The organism is Bradyrhizobium sp. B117 (genome assembly GCF_038969555.1).
Taxonomy (GTDB): domain Bacteria; phylum Pseudomonadota; class Alphaproteobacteria; order Rhizobiales; family Xanthobacteraceae; genus Bradyrhizobium.
The window spans coordinates 9,000,152-9,016,344 of record NZ_CP152414.1 but is presented as its reverse complement, the minus strand read 5'-3'; the positions used below and the strand labels follow the sequence as shown (position 1 = coordinate 9,016,344).

General features: G+C 65.5%; 16 protein-coding genes. 8 read left to right on the top strand and 8 right to left on the bottom strand.

Annotation, left to right across the window (positions count from 1 at the left end):
- Positions 1–61: 61 nt before the first annotated feature.
- The 5 genes from AAFG16_RS42880 to AAFG16_RS42860 form a co-directional block, all read right to left on the bottom strand.
- Entirely contained in the window at positions 62–1,405 is a 1,344-nt protein-coding gene (locus AAFG16_RS42880; protein ID WP_342735008.1) for a cytochrome c, read from the bottom strand.
- On the bottom strand, positions 1,402–3,567 hold the full coding sequence (locus tag AAFG16_RS42875; protein WP_283082207.1) for a molybdopterin cofactor-binding domain-containing protein: 2,166 nt from the start codon (positions 3,565–3,567) through the stop codon (positions 1,402–1,404). Before AAFG16_RS42875 ends, AAFG16_RS42880 begins: the two co-directional genes overlap by 4 nt.
- Before the next feature lie 8 nt (positions 3,568–3,575).
- Positions 3,576–4,040, bottom strand: a complete 465-nt coding sequence (locus tag AAFG16_RS42870; RefSeq protein WP_283082206.1) for a (2Fe-2S)-binding protein — start codon at positions 4,038–4,040, stop codon at positions 3,576–3,578.
- Positions 4,041–4,696: 656 nt separating this feature from the next.
- Positions 4,697–6,121 (bottom strand): methyl-accepting chemotaxis protein, encoded by a 1,425-nt coding sequence (locus tag AAFG16_RS42865; RefSeq protein WP_342735005.1) that lies wholly within the window; start codon positions 6,119–6,121, stop codon positions 4,697–4,699.
- 180 nt (positions 6,122–6,301) lie between these two features.
- Complete coding sequence (locus tag AAFG16_RS42860; protein WP_342735003.1) at positions 6,302–8,044, bottom strand: methyl-accepting chemotaxis protein; 1,743 nt, start codon at positions 8,042–8,044, stop codon at positions 6,302–6,304.
- 205 nt (positions 8,045–8,249) lie between these two features.
- Between AAFG16_RS42860 and AAFG16_RS42855 the strand changes: the two genes are divergently transcribed.
- The 5 genes from AAFG16_RS42855 to AAFG16_RS42835 all read left to right on the top strand — a co-directional run bounded on the left by AAFG16_RS42855 (position 8,250) and on the right by AAFG16_RS42835 (position 12,663).
- On the top strand, positions 8,250–8,996 hold the full coding sequence (locus AAFG16_RS42855; protein WP_018646706.1) for a YebC/PmpR family DNA-binding transcriptional regulator: 747 nt from the start codon (positions 8,250–8,252) through the stop codon (positions 8,994–8,996).
- A gap of 227 nt (positions 8,997–9,223) precedes the next feature.
- Positions 9,224–9,751, top strand: coding sequence for a crossover junction endodeoxyribonuclease RuvC (gene ruvC, locus AAFG16_RS42850; RefSeq protein WP_342741073.1), 528 nt, complete (start codon positions 9,224–9,226; stop codon positions 9,749–9,751).
- Between the two features lie 178 nt (positions 9,752–9,929).
- Complete coding sequence (ruvA, locus tag AAFG16_RS42845) at positions 9,930–10,547, top strand: Holliday junction branch migration protein RuvA (protein ID WP_283082202.1); 618 nt, start codon at positions 9,930–9,932, stop codon at positions 10,545–10,547.
- A gap of 20 nt (positions 10,548–10,567) precedes the next feature.
- Positions 10,568–11,602 (top strand): Holliday junction branch migration DNA helicase RuvB, encoded by a 1,035-nt coding sequence (gene ruvB / locus AAFG16_RS42840; protein WP_342741072.1) that lies wholly within the window; start codon positions 10,568–10,570, stop codon positions 11,600–11,602.
- A gap of 146 nt (positions 11,603–11,748) precedes the next feature.
- Positions 11,749–12,663 carry a metallophosphoesterase gene (locus AAFG16_RS42835; RefSeq protein ID WP_342735000.1) on the top strand — a complete coding sequence of 305 codons (915 nt, stop codon included), beginning with the start codon at positions 11,749–11,751 and terminating at the stop codon, positions 12,661–12,663.
- Between the two features lie 35 nt (positions 12,664–12,698).
- Here AAFG16_RS42835 and AAFG16_RS42830 read toward each other — a convergent pair whose 3' ends face one another.
- A complete protein-coding gene (locus AAFG16_RS42830; protein ID WP_342741113.1) occupies positions 12,699–12,989 on the bottom strand; it encodes a hypothetical protein in 291 nt (96 codons plus the stop codon).
- On the opposite strand from AAFG16_RS42830, the gene AAFG16_RS42825 reads away from it, so the two are divergent.
- From AAFG16_RS42825 to AAFG16_RS42815, 3 genes are all read left to right on the top strand, one after another.
- The gene (locus AAFG16_RS42825) at positions 12,939–13,229 is read left to right on the top strand and encodes a type II toxin-antitoxin system RelE/ParE family toxin (RefSeq protein ID WP_342734999.1); all 291 of its coding nucleotides are present in this window, start codon (positions 12,939–12,941) and stop codon (positions 13,227–13,229) included. The genes AAFG16_RS42830 and AAFG16_RS42825 overlap by 51 nt on opposite strands.
- Entirely contained in the window at positions 13,226–13,675 is a 450-nt protein-coding gene (gene ybgC / locus AAFG16_RS42820) for a tol-pal system-associated acyl-CoA thioesterase (RefSeq protein ID WP_254125426.1), read from the top strand. Before AAFG16_RS42825 ends, ybgC begins: the two co-directional genes overlap by 4 nt.
- Before the next feature lie 95 nt (positions 13,676–13,770).
- Positions 13,771–14,238 (top strand): nuclear transport factor 2 family protein, encoded by a 468-nt coding sequence (locus AAFG16_RS42815; protein WP_027561108.1) that lies wholly within the window; start codon positions 13,771–13,773, stop codon positions 14,236–14,238.
- 208 nt (positions 14,239–14,446) lie between these two features.
- On the opposite strand, the gene AAFG16_RS42810 is transcribed toward AAFG16_RS42815, so the two are convergent.
- Together AAFG16_RS42810 and AAFG16_RS42805 are read right to left on the bottom strand one after the other, a co-directional pair.
- On the bottom strand, positions 14,447–15,160 hold the full coding sequence (locus AAFG16_RS42810) for a type 1 glutamine amidotransferase (protein WP_342734993.1): 714 nt from the start codon (positions 15,158–15,160) through the stop codon (positions 14,447–14,449).
- Between the two features lie 29 nt (positions 15,161–15,189).
- Complete coding sequence (locus AAFG16_RS42805; RefSeq protein WP_342734991.1) at positions 15,190–16,116, bottom strand: LysR family transcriptional regulator; 927 nt, start codon at positions 16,114–16,116, stop codon at positions 15,190–15,192.
- Between the last annotated feature and the right edge of the window lie 77 nt (positions 16,117–16,193).

Below are 16,193 nucleotides of genomic sequence, written 5' to 3'. Positions count from 1 at the left end.
CGGCGCTTCGCGCCACCTTCTCCCACAAGGGGAGAAGGGGCAGCGGCGGTTGCGGCTAAATTCAATCCGCCGTCTGTTCCCGCAGCTCCGCGACGTCCTTCGCCGTCAGCTTCGAGCCCTTGGTGCCGAACCGCGCCGTCACGTAGTTCGCCACCGCCGCGATCTCGTCGTCGGTATACGCACTTCCGAATGCGGGCATCGACAGCGCACCGTCAGGCGTATGCCGCTTGGTGCCTGAGATCACGATCTGCGCGACGTTGGTGGCGGCGGGGTCGTTGACGGCCCAGGTACCGGTCAGCGTTGCCATCGGGGAGACCGGGCTCTCGCCGTTCCAGCCGTGGCAACTGGCGCAGGCGCTGGCGAACACTTTCTTGCCGCGCGCGTCCGCTGTCACGCCTTCCTTGTGCGAGGCGGGCGCGACGGGCGCCGTGGTGGCGGGCAGGTCGGGCGAGGGCTGCGGCGGCACGCTGCGCAGGTAAGCAACGATGCTGCTGATGTCTTCGGGCGCGAACTGGCTAAAACTGTGGTCGACCGCTTCGCCCATCGGACCCGACGCCGAGCCGTGGCCTGGCGCGTGGCCGAGCGACAGATAGGAGATCAGATCCTGGTCGCTCCAGTTGCCGAGACCCGTCGCCTTGTCCGAGGAGATGTTGAAGGCGCGCCAGCCGGCGGTGATGGCGCCGGCGAACTTCTTGCGGTTATCCAGCGCGAAGCCGAGATTGCGCGGCGTATGGCACTCGCCGCAATGCGCCAGCGCCTCCGCAAGATATGCACCGCGATTCCACTCCGGGCTTTTTGCCGTGTCGGGCGTGAAGCGCGTGTCCGGATTGAACACGGCCGACCAAAAGATCATCGCCCAGCGCTGGTTGAACGGGAACGACAGCGTATTGTCCGGCGCCTTGGCACGCACCGCCGGCTGGCTGAACAGGTAGGCCTTCACCGCGAGCACGTCCTCGTCGGTCATGTAGGTGTAGGACGTGTAGGGCATCGCCGGATAGAGCCGGGCGCCGTCACGACGCTTGCCGTGCTGCACCGCGTTCAGAAAATCCTGATCGCTGTAATTGCCGATGCCGGTGTCCTTGTCCGGCGTGATGTTGGTCGAATAGAGCGTGCCGAACGGAAGCTTGAAGGCGAGCCCGCCGGAATAGTCCTTCTCGCCCGGCTTGGTGTGGCAGACCATGCAGTCGGCGGCCTTGGCGAGATATTCGCCGCGTTCGACGAGGCTCGCTTTCTCCAGCTTGGCCGGTACGCCCGTCGGCTTGCCGGCGCGGTAGTCCGCCAGCGCCACCTTGGTGCCGCCGGCGAAGTCGAGCGGGCCGGGCCCGCGGATGATCCAGACCGCGAGTCCCGCCACCACGATGGCGATCACGACGAGGCTTCCGAGGATACGCATTGTCCTGCTCATGCCTTCTTCCCCGCAGCCAGCAGTTTCCGATCGATGGGCAGGCGCCGCAGCGCCACGCCGGTTGCGGCGTAGATCGCGTTGCGCAGTGCCGGCGGCCCGGCATTGACCCCCGCTTCGCCGATGCCACCGGGGGCCTCGCCGCTTTTCACGACGGTGACCTCGATCTTCGGCGTCTCGTTGATGCGCATCATGCGGTAGTCGTGGAAATTCGACTGCTGCACGCGGCCCTTGTCGATGGTGATCTCGCCATAGAGCGCGGCGGTGAGGCCGAAGATGAGGCCACCCTCGATCTGCGCCTTCACCGTATCGGGGTTGACCGCGATGCCGGTGTCGACCACCGAGGTGACGCGGCGGAGCACGATCTCGCCGAAATCGTCGATCTCCGCTTCGACCACAGTCGCGATGAAGCTTGCGAATGACGGCTGCACGCAGACGCCGCGGCCGACGCGGGCGGGCAATGGCTGACCCCAGCCGGATTTCTCTGCGACCTGGTCGAGCACTGCGAGCATGCGCGGGTTCTTGGTCAGCATGGACTTCCGGAACTCGATCGGGTCCTTGCCGGCCTTGCGCGCGAGCTCGTCCATCGCGCATTCGACTGCGAACACGTTGTTGTTCGGGCCGACGCCGCGCCAGAAGCCGGTCGGCACCGACAGCGGCTCGGCGCGGACATATTCGACGTGGAAATTGGCGAAGTCGTAAGGCGCATCCACTGCGGCATCAATCGCGTCGATGTCGATGCCCTTCTGGAACGCCGGCGGCAGCCAGCGCGCGAGCACGGCGGAGCCCGCGACCTTGTATTTCCACCCCGCGACCTTGCCGTCGACCAGCGATGCCGTGATCTGGTCGCGATAGACCGGACGGTAGACGTCGTGCTGGATGTCCTCCTCGCGGGTCCATATCACCTTCACGGGATAGTCGACCTGCTTTGCAATTTTCACCGCCGCAACGACCATGTCTGGCTCGAGCTTGCGGCCAAAGCCGCCGCCGAGCAGATGCTGGTTGACGATCACCTTGTCGATCGGAACGCCGGCGGCCTTCGCCGCCTCCGACTGCACGCGGGTCATGATCTGCGTGCCGGTCCAGATCTCGCAGGCATCCGGCCTGACGTGGACGGTGGCGTTGATCGGCTCCATCGAGGCATGCGCCAGGAACGGCAGCTCGTAGGCTGCCTCGAACTTGTCGCCGCTGGCGAGCGCCTTGGCGATGTCGCCGGTGGATTTCGCAACCGCGCCGTCCTTCTGGCTGGCCTTGCGCAGATCGTCCCAGATGTCCTTGGTGGTGATCTCAGCGTTCGGGCCTTCGTTCCACTCGATCTTGAGCGCTTCGAGACCTTTCTTTGCCGCCCACATGTGATCGCCGATCACGCCGACGGCGTCGTCGAGCACGACGACCTTGCGCACGCCCGCGACTTTCATCGCGGCGCTGTCATCGACCTTGCCGACCTTGCCGCCGAACACAGGGCAATTGGCGATCGCGGCGATCTTCATGCCGGGCAGGATCGCGTCGATGCCGTAGAGCGCCTTGCCGTTGACCTTGTCCGGCGTGTCGAGCCGCTTCAGCGGCTGGCCGATGAGGACGAAATCCTTGGGATCCTTGATGGCGACGTCCTTCGGCGGCGTCTGGCCCTGGGCGGCGAGCGCCAGTTCGCCATAGCCGAGCTTGCGGCCGCTCGCGGCATGCGCGACCTCGCCCTTCGACGCCGTGCAGCTGGCGGGCTCGACGCCCCACTGGCTGGCTGCGGCCTGCACCAGCATCGCGCGCGCGGTGGCGCCGGCCTTGCGCAGCGGCAGCCACCAGGCGCGGATCGAGTTGGAATTGCCGGTGACTTGCAGTCCGAAGGTCGGGTTGCCGTAGAGCTTGTCGTTGGGCGGGGCATGCTGCACCTCGACCTTGCTCCAGTCGGCATCCAGCTCTTCGGCGATCACGGCCGAGATCGACGTGTAGGTGCCCTGGCCCATCTCGACCTGCGGCATCATCAGCACGGTGCGGCCCGTCTCGTCGATGCGGATGAAGGCGTTGGGCGCGAACTTGCCGTCGGTCACATCGCGTTGCACCGGCTCGTTGGCGGCGGCGCGCAGCGGCAGATGGAAGGCGAGCAGGAAGCCGGTGGCGAGGCCCCCGGTCAGGAGCGACCGGCGGGAGACGCTGTTGTGTGCATTCATGGCGGACCTCACGACTGACGGCCGTTGGCCGCGTGCTTGATGGCCTCGCGGATGCGCACATAGGTGCCGCAGCGGCAGATATTGCCGGCCATCGCGGCGTCGATGTCGGAATCATCAGGGTTCGGCGTTGCCGCCAGCAATGCGGCGGCCGCCATGATCTGGCCGGACTGGCAATAGCCGCACTGGATCACTTCGGCCTCGAGCCAGGCCTTCTGCACCTTCGCGCCGGCAGGCGTGCTGCCGACGTGCTCGATGGTGGTGACGGCGCGGTTGGCGACCGCACTGACGGGCAGCACGCAGGAGCGTACCGCCTTGCCGTCGACATGCACCGTGCAGGCGCCGCATTGCGCGATGCCGCAGCCGAACTTGGTGCCGGTCATCCCGAGGATGTCGCGCAGCACCCACAGCAAGGGCATCTCAGGTGGCGCGTCGAAGGATTTTTGTTCGCCGTTGATGGTGAGTGTCGTTGCCATATGCATCCCCTGTGCTCTCTGGATCGCTTGCGGCGATCCAGTTCGCGAACTCGTGCGCGACCATAATCATACCGATGCAAAACGATGAAGCATCGTTATTTCTCGCAATGCATATTTGCGCGAACCAAGCGTCGGGCCATGACGTTCACGAATTTGTGCGGCGATCACTACGGCGATCTTGGGCTAATTGATATGATAATCGTCATATTTTGACGCATTTTCAATGCGCCCGTCACCGATCGACGCAGATGATCGTGCGAACGCGCAAAAACATGCGATGACGAATTTCGTGCGATTGGGAAAGTCGGGATGGTGGCGAGCGCGGCATTGCTGTGCCCTCTCCCCTTGTGGGAGAGGGCGGCGACGTCGGTAGACACGAGCACGTTGGGGTGAGGGGTTTCTATCCCCGTATGACGCCCTCCCGTTCTTAGGCAGCTCTACCGCGGAGACAGACCCCTCATCCGGCGCTTCGCGCCACCTTCTCCCACAAGGGGAGAAGGGGTAGCAATTTCGGAACAATAGCATTGTGCGCCTGTTTTGCCCGACGCGTCAAGCCGCGCCAGGCCCGCCGACTGCAAGCCATTGATTCCCCACGCCCCGGCTACTGTGCATGGGGTTGTTTTCAGATTTTTGATTCAAGGACGCAGGAGCGGCCATCAGCCCTGCCGAAAACCCATCCGGAACGCGCCCCAGTGCTTGCCGCGCACCGTGATCGGCGAGGACAGGTCCTTCATCAGCACGAACTGCCCGCCGCCCATGTCGCGGCGATAGGTTTGCAGCAGGAAGGGTTTTGTGTTCGCCGCGACCTTCTTCACCGCGCGGTCGGTGAACAGGCGGCGGTTGCGGCAGTTGGCGTTGTTCCAGACCGGGTCCTTGCCCTGCGGCATGCGGTAGTTCGGATTGTGGGTCGGCAAATACCCGCCCTTGGCCCAGGCGACGCAGAACACGATGCGCGGATCCGACTTCTGGATCGGGTCCTGGATCGCGGGCAGCACGCGGTCGGTGAAGTCGACATAGGCGGTGTTGTACTGCTTGGGATCGGTGCCTGATATCTCCCGGTAGTTCTCGTCCATCAGCTGGTCGAGCGTGATCTCGCCGCGGTCGATCGCGGCTTCGAACTCGGCCGAGATGCGCTTGGCGGTTTCGACGACGACCCGGATCAGCGGCGCGTCCGAGGTCTCGACGCCGCTGTCGGCGATCAGCGCGATCAGCCCTTCGGAGGTGTCGAGCAGCTTGGCAATCCGCCGGTCGGCATTCCCGAGGTCGCGCGAGGACAGGTCGACGCCCTTGGCAAGCTCGTTGAGCTCGCTGATCACGGTGTCGCAATGGCCGAGATTGGAGGTCGCCGCGCGCGTGACGCTGTCGATCTCTGCTTCCACCGAGGCAAAGCCCTGCTGCACGCGCGAGATGATGCCGGAGATCTGCTGGGCACCTTCGCCTGCGGTCTTCGCGCGCTGCGAGGCATCGCTGCTCTCGCCGATCAGGCCTTCGATCTGGCCATCGAGGTCGCGCACGGTGTCGGAGATCTGGTGCGTGGCCTGGCGGGTGGCCTCCGCGAGGTTCTTCACCTCGCTCGCGACCACCGCGAAGCCGCGGCCGGCATTGCCTGCGCGCGCCGCTTCGATGGTTGCGTTCAGCGCAAGCAGGTTGGTCTGCTTGGCGATCGCCTCGATCGAGCCGGACACTTTTGCGACTTGCGCCAGCGCCGAGCCGACCGCGCTCAAGCGAGCCTCGATACGTTCGACGGCTGCGACCAGCTCGGAGATGTGGCTGACGGCGGTGTCGACCGCGTTGCGCGACTGCGCGATCTCGCCGACCGCGGCCGACGTCGTCGACTGCACCGCCTGCGATGCGTTGGCGATGTCGTGATTGGCCGAGACCATCGTCTCCGCCGTCTTCTGGAGATGGTGGAACCGTTCCGACTGGTTGGCGACGCGGTTTGCGACTTCCTGGACGTTGCCGGCGATGTCGGCGAGCTCGACGCCGAGGCCGCCGATGCGGTCGGCGAGTTGGTCGATCAGCCGTTCAGCCAGCGTCCGGTTGGAGCCGGTGTCCATAACTGCAAGTTGTGCGACGGACATGTCTCGAGGGTCCTCCAGTCGGAGCCGTACGCCGGCTCCACGCGGCATTCCCATTCCAAATCCGACCTTAAAGGATGATTCGCGGCGGGCGTCTTGCCTGAGCGTGCACTAGGGCGCAATTTGCGCCCTGGTTCTTTGGAGTGCGCATGGTCTGGTCGAAAGACCGCTGCGGGCCATGCGCTAGAGCTTGTAGGCCGTGCGGAATCCGCCCCAGTGCCGGCCCCGGATGCGGATCGGGACGTCGATCTCGCGCATCATCACGGTGTTGCCGTTGCCCATGTCGCGCGCATAGCTCTGGACCAGGTAAGATCGCAGGTTGCGCGCGGCGGCGAGCCCCGCCGGGTCGTTGAAGATCCGCCGGTTGCGGCTGTTGGCCGTGTTCCAGGCGACATCGCCCGGCCGCTGCGGATGCGAATAGATCTTGTTGTGCACCGGCAGGAAGCCGTTGCGGTCGACCATGGCGCAGAACGCCATCCGTGGCTCCTTGGCCAGAAAGGCCTCCTGGAACGGCGGCAGCGCGCGGTCGGCCCAGTCCAGATAGCGGGTGCGGTATTGCTGCGGATTGGTGCCGGCGATGTCCGCGTAATCGGTGTCGAAGAGGTCGTCGACCTTGACCTCGCCGCGCGCGATTGCCTGCTCGAAGATCTGGGTCAGCGCGTTGCCCGCCTCCATGGCGCGGGTGACGAACTCGGTGTTCTCCTCGTGGATCGACCAGAGCCTGTCCTCGATCTTCTCGGTGAGCTCGGCATTGGGAGCAACGAACTGCGCGCGGGCGCCGGCCTTGGACTGCTCGATCACGCGCAGGCGACAGGTGCCGACGTCTTCGAGGCTGCCTTCGATCATCGTGTGCGGTGCCAGCCGTCCAGCGTCGGCGCCGCCGATCAGCACGCCGTCCATCGCAATCTCGTAGACCGGCATCACGCCGCGCGTCGTTTCGAGCTTGAGATGGCAGGGCAGCCGCTCGGTCTTGCGGCGGTCGTCGTGCTCGCTCTGGCGCAGCAGCACCGCGCAGCGCGATTTCAGCTTCTGTGCGAAGGTGGTGACGGCCTTGCCGGCACTGGCGACGTTCTCTCCATGGGTCTCGGCGGCCTTCGTCGCGGCGTCGATCTCGGCCGCGCTCTCGCCGACCGAGATGATGAACTCCGACGCGCTCGCGGCATTGCCGGAGACTTCGCTGGTGGTGGCGTTCTGCTCGGCGACCGCGCCGTTGACGGTGTCGAACACCGGGCGGATCGCTTCGATCGCCTGCGAGATGCGGTGCACGGCGTCGGCGGAGCCGGCGGCATCGCGCTGCAGCGCGTCGATCTTTTTGGAGATCTCTTCCGTGGCGCCTTGGGTCTGCACCGCGAGCGCCTTCACCTCGGTGGCGACGACCGCAAAGCCTTTGCCGGCCGCGCCCGCGCGCGCGGCCTCGATGGTCGAGTTGAGCGCGAGCAGCGTCGTCTGTCGCGCGATCTGCGCGATCAGGTTGACGACGTTGCCGATCGCCGCGGAGGACTCGCGCAGGCGGTCGACATTGGCGCGGGCTTCCTGCGCGGCGGTGCTGGCCTCGTCGGCGAGCTTGGCAGCCGCGCGGACCTGGGCGCCGATGCCTTGCGCGGATTGGGTGAATTTGTCGGCGGCATGGGCGAAGGTCGAGGCGGTCGACTGCGCGGCGTTGGTGCGGCCGGTGAGGGCGTCGGTACGGTCGCGGATGGCGGCCAGCGTCGCGGCGGTCGCCTCGGCGCCGCCGGCCACCGAATTGGCGGCGCGCTCGAGTTGGCGGATCATCGCCCCGAGCTCGAGTTCCAGCAGTTCCAGGATCTCCCGGGCCGAATCAGCCTCGGCAGCCGGCGTGGGCTCGGAATGGGCCGCCGGCTGTGCAGCCTCCGGGGCGGGCGCAGCCATCTCCGGCAGACGCTTCCGAAATAGTCCGAACGCCATCGGGTTTCTCTTGTCGGGGAACGGTCGGGCGCTATTTTCGCAGTCCGGAATGAAATCAGGGTTAACGGTGCCTGACCTCTAGGCAGGGGCCAATACGGTGTTACCTTAAAGTCGTAGAGCCCCTTTCATTCCGGTGGGTGGACGGCCTATAAGGCCGCGCTTCCCTAAGCTCACCTTGGCGCACGATTCCTTTACGAGACCACGCATGGCCGGACATTCCCAATTCAAGAACATCATGCACCGCAAGGGGCGGCAGGATGCGCAAAAGTCGAAGCTGTTCGGCAAGCTGGCGCGCGAAATCACCGTCGCCGCCAAGCTCGGCACGCCTGACCCCGCCATGAACCCCCGCCTGCGCGCCGCCGTGATCGCCGCGCGCCAGGAGAACATGCCGAAGGACAATATCGAGCGCGCCATCAAGAAGGCGCTCGGCAGCGACGGCGAGAACTATGACGAGATCCGCTACGAGGGCTACGGCCCGGGCGGTGTCGCCGTCATCGTCGAGGCACTGACCGACAACCGCAACCGCGCCGCCTCCGACATCCGCTCCTTCTTCACCAAGTCGGGCGGCAATCTCGGCGAAACCGGCTCGGTCTCCTTCATGTTCGACCGCACCGGCATCATCGAGTACGATCGCAGCGTTGCCGATGACGACGCAGTGCTCGATGCCGCGATCGAGGCCGGTGCCGACGACGTCGTCTCCGGCGAAGGCGGCCACGAGATCTACGCCTCGACCGAGAGCTATCGCGACGTCGCCAAGGCGCTGGAGGCCAAGTTCGGCGAGCCGCGCAAGGCCGCGCTGATCTGGAAGCCGCAGAACACGGTCGCCGTCGATGACGAGACCGGCGAGAAGCTGCTCAAGCTGATGGACCTGCTCAACGAGCACGACGACGTCCAGAACGTCTATGCCAATTTCGAGGTGTCGGACGCGCTGGTCGCGAAGATGGGCGGCTAAGGCTCGATCGTCTGCCCCACATTCGCTGTCATCGCCCGCGAAAGCGGGCGATCCAGTACTCCGAGACGCCTGAGGGGTACGGATAGGCCGCGGCGTACTGGATACCCCGCTTTCGCGGGGTATGACGGCGGAATGCAGGGCGGATGCCATCCGACCATCTGCCTTTCCCCTGTTACTTCCGTTCTGTTTCTGTTTCCCCCATCGCAGCCAGCCGCTATCACTGGCCCATGACCGCGCTCCCGATTCGTGGCCCCGTTCGCATCATCGGCATCGACCCCGGCCTGCGCCGCACCGGCTGGGGCGTGATCGAGGCTGAGGGCAATCGTCTGATCTACGTCGCCTGCGGTTCGGTGGAACCGCCGGACGATCTGCCGCTGTCGAGCCGACTGCTCGCGATCCACGAGGGGCTCGCTTCCGTCCTGTCCAGCCACCGGCCGATGGAAGCAGCGGTCGAGCAGACCTTTGTGAACAAGGACGGCGTCGCGACGCTGAAGCTCGGCCAGGCCCGCGGCGTCGCCATGCTGGCGCCCGCAATGTTCGGCATCTCTGTCGCCGAATACGCGCCGAACCAGGTCAAGAAGACCGTGGTCGGTGCCGGCCACGCCGACAAGCAACAGATTGCGATGATGCTGAAGATATTGCTGCCGAAAGCCGAGCCGCCGTCCGCGGACGCCGCCGACGCGCTCGCCATCGCCATCACCCACGCCCACCACCGCCAAAGCACGGCGCTCAGGCTGAAGGTGGCGGGGTTATGATCGTACGCCGCGTATCACTGCCGTCATGCCCGGGCATAGCCGTCCGAAGGACGGCGTCGCTTCGCTCGCCTATGTGCCGGGCATCCACGTTCTTTCTTGCTGATCGCGAAGTCGTGGATGGCCGGGACAAGCCCGGCCATGACGAAAGAGAAGCGCCTGCCGCGACCGAGGTCTCACGATGATCGGCAAGCTCAAGGGCCTGATCGATTCCTACGGCGAGGATTTTGTGATTCTCGACGTCGGCGGCGTCGGCTATCAGGTGCACTGCTCGTCGCGCACGCTGCAGCATCTGCCCTCGCCCGGCGAAGCCGCCGTGCTGTCGATCGAGACCTATGTCCGCGAGGACCAGATAAAACTGTTCGGCTTCCGCACCGATCAGGAGCGCGAGTGGTTTCGCCTGCTCCAGACCGTGCAGGGCGTCGGCGCCAAGGTCGCGCTCGCGGTGCTCGGCACGTTGGTGCCGGCCGATCTCGCCAACGCCATTGCGCTGCGCGACAAGGCCGCGGTGGCGCGTACGCCCGGCGTCGGACCCAAGGTCGCCGAGCGCATCGTCACCGAATTGAAGGACAAGGCGCCGGCCTTTGCCAATGTCGATCCGGCCGTGGTTCATCTTGCCGGTGCCGTCGACGACCAGCGCGCGCCGCGCCCCGTTGCGGATGCGATCTCCGCCCTGGTCAATCTGGGTTATGGCCAGCCGCAGGCCGCCGCGGCCATCGCGTCAGCCTCGCGCAGCGCGGGTGAAGGCGCCGAGACCGCGCAGCTCATTCGCCTCGGCCTGAAGGAGCTCGCGAAGTGAGCGACTCCAAGGCCAATCGCATGGTCTCGCCCGAGCGCCGCAGCGACGATGTCGGCGACACTGCGCTGCGACCGCAATCGCTGTCCGACTTCGTCGGCCAGCAGCAGGCGCGCAAGAACCTCTCGATCTTCATCGAGGCGGCGCGCAAGCGTGGCGAGGCGCTCGATCACGTGCTGTTCGTCGGTCCGCCCGGCCTCGGCAAGACCACGCTGGCGCAGATCGTGGCCAAGGAGCTCGGCGTCGGCTTCCGTGCGACGTCAGGCCCTGTCATCGCCAAGGCCGGCGATCTCGCCGCGCTGCTCACCAATCTCGAAGAGCGCGACGTGCTGTTCATCGACGAGATCCATCGCCTCAGCCCCGCGGTCGAAGAAGTGCTCTATCCCGCGATGGAGGACTTTCAGCTCGACCTCATCATCGGCGAGGGACCGGCGGCGCGCTCGGTGAAGATCGAGCTGTCGAAATTCACCCTGGTCGGCGCCACCACGCGCGCCGGCCTGCTTACAAATCCTTTGCGCGACCGGTTCGGCATTCCGGTCCGGCTCAATTTCTACACGATCGAGGAGCTCGAGAGCATCGTCACTCGTGGCGCGCGCGTGCTCAATGTCGGCATGAGCACTGATGGCGCCAACGAGATCGCGCGCCGCGCCCGCGGCACGCCGCGCATCGCCGGCCGTCTGCTCCGCCGCGTGCGCGATTTCGCTTCAGCCGCCAATGCCGACAAGATCGACCGCAAGATCGCCGACCACGCGCTGAGCGCGCTCGAGGTCGACGCGGCGGGCCTGGACGCCATGGACCGCCGCTATCTCTCGACCATCGCGCTCAACTATGGCGGCGGCCCGGTCGGGGTCGAGACGATGGCCGCGGCGCTGTCCGAGCCGCGCGATGCGATCGAGGACATCATCGAGCCTTATCTCATCCAGTGCGGCTATCTCCAGCGCACGCCGCGCGGCCGGCTGCTCACCTCGCACGCCTTCCGCCACCTCGGCATCGCCGAGCCCTCGCGCGATGCTGCGGCACAATTCGGCCTGTTCGGCACGGACGAGAGCGACGACTGATCGCGTCGAAGCAAAGGTCCGGTTGTCATGAACTTCCGGTAATCTTTGTGCAGGCAATTGCACGAGGATGCGGGCGGTCTGCACCGGCACACCCCAATTCCGCTTCAATCGGACCGCATCAAACGCGGCATCAGAAGCAGGCTTGAATGATCTCGCGTCGTCATCTCATCCGGTCCATCGGCGGCCTGTCCGCCCTCGGCGTCTCGACCGCCGCCTATGGCGTCGGCGTCGAGCCGATGCGGCTCCGCGTCACCCGCTATCATCCCACCCCGCGGCAATGGCCGGCGGATTTCCGGCTGAAGATCGCGGCGGTCGCCGACATCCATGCCTGCGATCCCTGGATGTCGCTGGAGCGGATCGAGGCGATCGTCGATCGTACCAACGCGTTGAATGCGGACCTCATCGTGCTGCTCGGCGATTACGTCGCCGGCGTTCACCAGGTCACGCGCATCATTCCGTCGAGCGAATGGGCGAGGGTGCTGGCCGGCCTCAAGGCACCGCTCGGCGTCCATGCCGTCATGGGCAACCACGATTATTGGGATGACAGGACCGTGCAGCGGGCCGGGCGCGGGCCGACCATCGCGCATCGCGCGCTGGAGGCGGCCGGCATTCCCGTCTACGAGAACGACGCCGTGCGCCTCACCAAGGACGGCCGCTCCTTCTGGCTCGCCGGTCTCGGCGATCAGCTCGCCTTTGCGCCGGCGCAGCGCTTCCGGAGCACGGCGCGGTTCGGTGCCGACGATCTCGAGGGCACGCTGGCAAAAGTCACCGACGATGCGCCAATCATCCTGCTCGCGCATGAGCCCAACATCGCCTGGCGCGTGCCCGCGCGCGTCGCGCTGCAGCTGTCCGGCCACACCCATGGCGGCCAGGTCCGCCTGCTCGGCTGGTCGCCGGCCGTTAGGGGTCCGAATAGCGGGAAGCTCGCCTATGGTCATGTCAGGATGAAATGCGACGTCATCATCTCCGGCGGCCTCGGTTGCAGCTTGATGCCGATCCGCGTCGGCGTACCGCCTGAGATCGTCGAGGTGACGCTGGGGCGGGGACCGCTGGTGGTGTAGCCTTCAAATTTCGGGTGAGGCATCTGGGCACCCGTCTAAGGCTGCGCTATATTGATGCGATGAGTTCTGCCATCGAGAAAGCTGTCGAAGCTCTTGAGCTGCTGCCTGAGGAACTGCAGGAGTCCGCGGCCGATTATTTGTTGTCGCAAGCCAAGAAGTTTCGGGCTCTCAAAGATGCGATCGATGAAGGGATGGCGGACGTAGAGGCTGAGCGCGTGGTCCCTTGGGACCTTGACGAGTTTCTCAAGCAAACTCGGGCGAAGCGGTAGGGGCGCGTGCAGGTCGTTTTGTCCTTGCGCGCTCGCACGGACCTTCTTGATATCCATTCATATCTCGCCGAGCGTAGCCTAGCGGCAGCGGATCGATTGGCTGCAAGGTTCTCGGAGCGATTCGATGAGTTGCGACAATTCCCGTTTCTAGGACCAGATCGGAGTGAGCTAAAGGCGTCGCTTCGCGGGCTGTCGATCGATGGTTATATTGCCTTTTACCTCGTCCAGACTGATCGCATAGTCATTGTGCGGGTCTTGGATGGACGTCGAGACATAAAGCGAGAGTTTCCGAAATGACTGCCCATCTCGACGGCGAGATCCGTGACGGCCGCCATCACATGCAGGTCCGCGTCTATTACGAGGACACGGATTTCTCCGGCATCGTCTATCACGCCAATTATCTGCGCTACATGGAGCGCGGGCGCACCAATCATCTCAGGCTGATGGGCGCCGAGCAGCAGGCGCTGTTCGAGCAGGTGGAGACCGAAGGCGCCGGCTTTGCCTTCGTGGTTCGCTCGATGCACCTCGACTTCCTCAAGCCCGCACGGATGGACGATGTGCTCGACGTCGTGACCTGGCCGGTCGCGGTGAAGGGCGCCTCGATCATGCTGGCGCAGGAGGTGCGGCGCGGCGAAGACGTGCTGGTGAAAGCCGAGGTCCGCGTCGCCTTCATCAGCGGCGGCCGCGCCCAGCCGATCCCGAAATCGATCCGTGCGCTGATGAAAGCCGATTTGATTTCCTGATCGCCCGATAAGTGATCGGCCAATAGCTGACAGCCTATCGACTCCACCGCGTGCGGGGATAGATTTGCGGCCGCCACCAACCCGATGAGGCTACCATGTCGCGCCCGCCACTCCCGCCCTTCACCCGTGAGACGGCCGCGCAAAAGGCGCGCATGGCCGAGGATGCCTGGAATTCGCGCGATCCGGTGAAAGTCTCGCTCGCCTATACCGAGGACAGCCGCTGGCGTAACCGCTCCGAAGTGTTCCAGGGCCGCGAGGCCATCGTCGCCTTCCTCACCCGCAAGTGGGAGAAGGAGCACGACTATCGCCTGATCAAGGACCTCTGGGCCTTCGACGGCAACCGCATCGCCGTGCGCTTCCAGTACGAATGGCACGACGGAAAAGGCCAGTGGTATCGCTCCTACGGCAACGAACAGTGGGAGTTCGACGAGCACGGCTTGATGAAGCGGCGCGAGGCCTCGATCAACGACATCGCGATTGCCGAGAAGGATCGCCGGTTTCACTGGGCCGCGCCCGGGCCGCGGCCGGCCGACGTGCCGGGGCTGGGGACGGATCCATTTTGATCTTCGCGAAATAGCGCGGCAAGTGCACTGCACCCTCTCCCCTTGCGGGAGAGGGTGGCTCGCCGCGTAGCGGCGAGACGGGTGAGGGGTATCTACCCCCATGAGTAGTCTAGCGTGCGGATAGCACCCCTCATCCGGCGCTTCGCGCCACCTTCTCCCGCAAGGGGAGAAGGGAAGAGGCCGTGCGGTGACTGTTGCGAACTAAATCTTAGGTCGCCGTACGCTTCGCCAAGAACCGCGTAATCGCCCCGCCCAGCTTCGCGTTGTCCATCGGCTCCGCCAGCGACGCCCTGGCCGTGGCAACGACATCGTCCGGCGCCTTGCCGTCGCGTAGCTCGCAGCACACTTCTGCGAACGCCGCGTCGAATTCCGGATGCGGCTGCACGGTCAGCGTCGAACCGTTGGCGTAGAGCAGGCCGGCATGCGGGGTGAAGTCCGAGGACAGGATTGTCAGCGCGTCCTTCGGCGGCTCGATCACCTGATCCTGATGTGAGGCCGCGATCGCGACCGCTTCGCCATCGACGACGCCGTTCTCCGGCAGCACGCGATAGACGTGCCGCCCAATGCCCCAGCCCTTCTCCGACTTGCGCACGGTGCCGCCGAGCGCCTGCGCGATCAGTTGATGGCCGAAGCAGACGCCGACCATCGGCGTCTTGTTGGTGTAGGCGGTGCGGACGAAGTCTTCGAGCGGCGCGATCCAGTCGAGCCCGTCATAGACCCCGGCCGCCGCGCCGGTGATCAGCACGGCTTCGAGCTTGCGCGGATCGGGCAGCGCATCGCCATTGGGAATGCTGACCACGTCCACCGTGGTCGTCGGATCCTCGGCGCGGACCATGCGCTCGAACATGTCCGGAAACGAGCCGTGACGCTCGCGATACTTTTGCGGAACCCGCCCGGTCTCGATGATGGTGATGCGTGCCATGTGCCCCCCGGATGAAAAGGTTGCGAAGCTCAGCCGCTTCCTGCCCCATGTTGCTGGTGTGGCGCTGTGCGCTCGAGATGCGCGCTCTCCTTGCGGACCTCGTTGAGAAACGCCTTGGCGAGTCGCGACAGCGGCTCGGCTTCCGACCATAGCATGTAAGCGACCGCGTGCGTCGTCGGCGCGAACGGTCGCACCACGAGGCCGCTGCCGCCGTTCTGCCGCGGCGAGAACGGATCGACCACCGCGGCGCCGACGCCGGCGGCGGCGAGCACGCAGGCCGTGTTGCAGTAGCGCACCTCGACGGTCGGCCGGAACGGCGCACCGGCTCGGGCAAAACTGTCGCGCACGGCTTCGCCAAGCCGTGTGCCGCGTTCGAGCCCGATGAAGGGCAGGCCGGACAGGTCTCCGGCCGAGATCACCGGTTTGCCTGCGAGCGGATGCTGCGGCGGCAGCACGCAGACCATCTCGCCGGTATGCACCACCTCATGCGCGATGCCCGGATGATGCGTCAGCCCGAGCGCGAAGCCGAGCTCGGCGACGCGGCTGAGCACGCCCTCGATGATGCCCTCGTAGCGTCGCACGTCGAAGAACACGCGCGTCTCCGGGCGGCGGCGCAGGAAGCCGGACAATGCGGACGGGATGATGCTGTAGGCGAGCGGGGGTGTCGCCACGATGGCGAGATGCCCGGAGCGGTTCTCGCGCAGATCGCGCACGCGGTTCTCGAGCTTGGCGTGCAGCGCGAAGATCGCCTCGCTCTCCTTGTAGAGCGCCATCGCTTCCGCCGTCGGAAACAGCCGGTTGTTGACGCGCTCGAACAACGCAAAGCCCGCCTGCGCTTCCATCGTCTTCAGCGCGTTGCTGACGGCGGGCTGCGACAGCGCCAGCTCGTCGGCCGCCGCCACCGTGGTGCGGTGGCGGATGACGGCACGCAGGATTTCGAGCTGACGCAGGTTCATATCACTGCCGATTATACTCTGGGCCAAAACATCATAGCAGAGCGAATTGATTTTGCAGCCCTGCTTCCCCGTAATGG

What these genes read in the sequence shown, in the direction of transcription:
- AAFG16_RS42880 (WP_342735008.1), bottom strand. Translation starts at nt 1,405, where the DNA reads ATGAGCAGGACAATGCGTATCCTCGGAAGCCTCGTCGTGATCGCCATC.
- AAFG16_RS42875 (WP_283082207.1), bottom strand. Translation starts at nt 3,567, where the DNA reads ATGAATGCACACAACAGCGTCTCCCGCCGGTCGCTCCTGACCGGGGGC.
- AAFG16_RS42870 (WP_283082206.1), bottom strand. Translation starts at nt 4,040, where the DNA reads ATGGCAACGACACTCACCATCAACGGCGAACAAAAATCCTTCGACGCG.
- AAFG16_RS42865 (WP_342735005.1), bottom strand. Translation starts at nt 6,121, where the DNA reads ATGTCCGTCGCACAACTTGCAGTTATGGACACCGGCTCCAACCGGACG.
- AAFG16_RS42860 (WP_342735003.1), bottom strand. Translation starts at nt 8,044, where the DNA reads ATGGCGTTCGGACTATTTCGGAAGCGTCTGCCGGAGATGGCTGCGCCC.
- AAFG16_RS42855 (WP_018646706.1), top strand. Translation starts at nt 8,250, where the DNA reads ATGGCCGGACATTCCCAATTCAAGAACATCATGCACCGCAAGGGGCGG.
- ruvC (WP_342741073.1), top strand. Translation starts at nt 9,224, where the DNA reads ATGACCGCGCTCCCGATTCGTGGCCCCGTTCGCATCATCGGCATCGAC.
- ruvA (WP_283082202.1), top strand. Translation starts at nt 9,930, where the DNA reads ATGATCGGCAAGCTCAAGGGCCTGATCGATTCCTACGGCGAGGATTTT.
- ruvB (WP_342741072.1), top strand. Translation starts at nt 10,568, where the DNA reads ATGGTCTCGCCCGAGCGCCGCAGCGACGATGTCGGCGACACTGCGCTG.
- AAFG16_RS42835 (WP_342735000.1), top strand. Translation starts at nt 11,749, where the DNA reads ATGATCTCGCGTCGTCATCTCATCCGGTCCATCGGCGGCCTGTCCGCC.
- AAFG16_RS42830 (WP_342741113.1), bottom strand. Translation starts at nt 12,989, where the DNA reads ATGGATATCAAGAAGGTCCGTGCGAGCGCGCAAGGACAAAACGACCTG.
- ybgC (WP_254125426.1), top strand. Translation starts at nt 13,226, where the DNA reads ATGACTGCCCATCTCGACGGCGAGATCCGTGACGGCCGCCATCACATG.
- AAFG16_RS42815 (WP_027561108.1), top strand. Translation starts at nt 13,771, where the DNA reads ATGTCGCGCCCGCCACTCCCGCCCTTCACCCGTGAGACGGCCGCGCAA.
- AAFG16_RS42810 (WP_342734993.1), bottom strand. Translation starts at nt 15,160, where the DNA reads ATGGCACGCATCACCATCATCGAGACCGGGCGGGTTCCGCAAAAGTAT.
- AAFG16_RS42805 (WP_342734991.1), bottom strand. Translation starts at nt 16,116, where the DNA reads ATGAACCTGCGTCAGCTCGAAATCCTGCGTGCCGTCATCCGCCACCGC.